We start from the raw sequence: 1,190 nt of genomic DNA on the forward strand, positions 1-1,190 counted from the left end.
GGGATGCTGTGTGTGTCCTGTGTACTCCTGACGGTAGGGACGTGGGTGTTGGGCATGCTACTCGGCTTCGGGGGAGAGCCGGCGCCGATTGGAGAATTACTGCGGCTTGGATTTTGGCCTTTAGGCGGTACGCTGCCTATGCTCGTATTATTGTTGTGGTTAACGGTCACGTTCCATAACCAAGCGCTGCCTGTAACACTGGGGATTACGTTAGGTATCGGCAGCCTGTTTGCTTCACAGCTGTCCGAATGGTTTCCGTTGGCCTGGCCGCAATTCGCATGGGTTGCACCTCAAGCGTGGATGTTTGCGTCCGTCGGGTGCGGAACGGGTGTGCTTCTGAGCCTGCTGACAGCGGCCCATTTTAGCCGAAAGGATGTGGCGTAATGTTCGGAGGATATGTACGGCTGCTTTCTGTTGAACGTATGAAAATGGCGAAATCGCCCGTCTGGCTCCTTGCGCTCGTCAGCCCGGCGATTGCCGTCCTGATTGGTTTGCTGGCAAACCCGGGAGGGAATTGGCAGGTGTTGTTGTCTGCCATGCTTACAGTTCATGCGCTGCTGTTCATGCCGATGCTGACCGCCGTATTTGCATCTCTGGTCTGCCGATTCGAGCATGGGGGCGGCGGTTGGAAGCAGCTGATGTCATTGCCATTGTCCCGCACGAGTCTGTATGCGGCCAAGCTGACCATCATTATGGCCTTGGTCGGATTGACCCAGCTACTGTTCGGAGGAGCGTTGCTGGGTGTTGGAGTTGTGCAGGGTATGAACGGACCGATTCCATGGGCCGTGATCGCTCAAAGTTTGCTCGCCGGCTGGGTAGCCTGCCTGCCGCTGGCTGCGTTGCAGTTGATGGTGTCCTTCCTGTGGTCCAGCTTTGCCGCACCGCTTGCGTTGAATTTCGTCTTCACCGTGCCGAATATTCTGGTCGCCAATTCTCAAACCTACGGTCCGTACTATCCATGGACACAGCCTTTATTGGCGATGATGCCGAGTGGAAGAGACAACTTCGGGGCGTTCATGGTGCCAACGGATACACTGTTGACGGTTATAATAGGTAGCTTTGTCGTATTTACGTTAGCGGGACTGACAGTATTTCGTTATAAAGAGATATAGGGCGAAATACGGGGATTGCAAAAACTCCTTATCCTAAATGAGGGTAAGGAGTTTTTTTACTGTGCTATTGGTTTACAC

The 1,190-nt window shown here is 53.9% G+C and carries 1 protein-coding gene and 1 pseudogene; both read left to right on the forward strand.

Translation table 11 applies throughout. From position 1 onward, the window contains the following. Window positions 1-384, forward strand: a pseudogene (locus GRP75_RS27460) (ABC transporter permease); the annotation flags it as partial. Continuing rightward, complete coding sequence (locus GRP75_RS27465) at window positions 384-1,112, forward strand: ABC transporter permease (protein WP_160790951.1); 729 nt, start codon at window positions 384-386, stop codon at window positions 1,110-1,112. The pseudogene GRP75_RS27460 and the gene GRP75_RS27465, both read left to right, overlap by 1 nt. Window positions 1,113-1,190: the final 78 nt, after the last annotated feature.

Source organism: Paenibacillus sp. OT2-17, assembly GCF_009827695.1.
Lineage (GTDB): Bacteria > Bacillota > Bacilli > Paenibacillales > Paenibacillaceae > Paenibacillus > Paenibacillus polymyxa_B.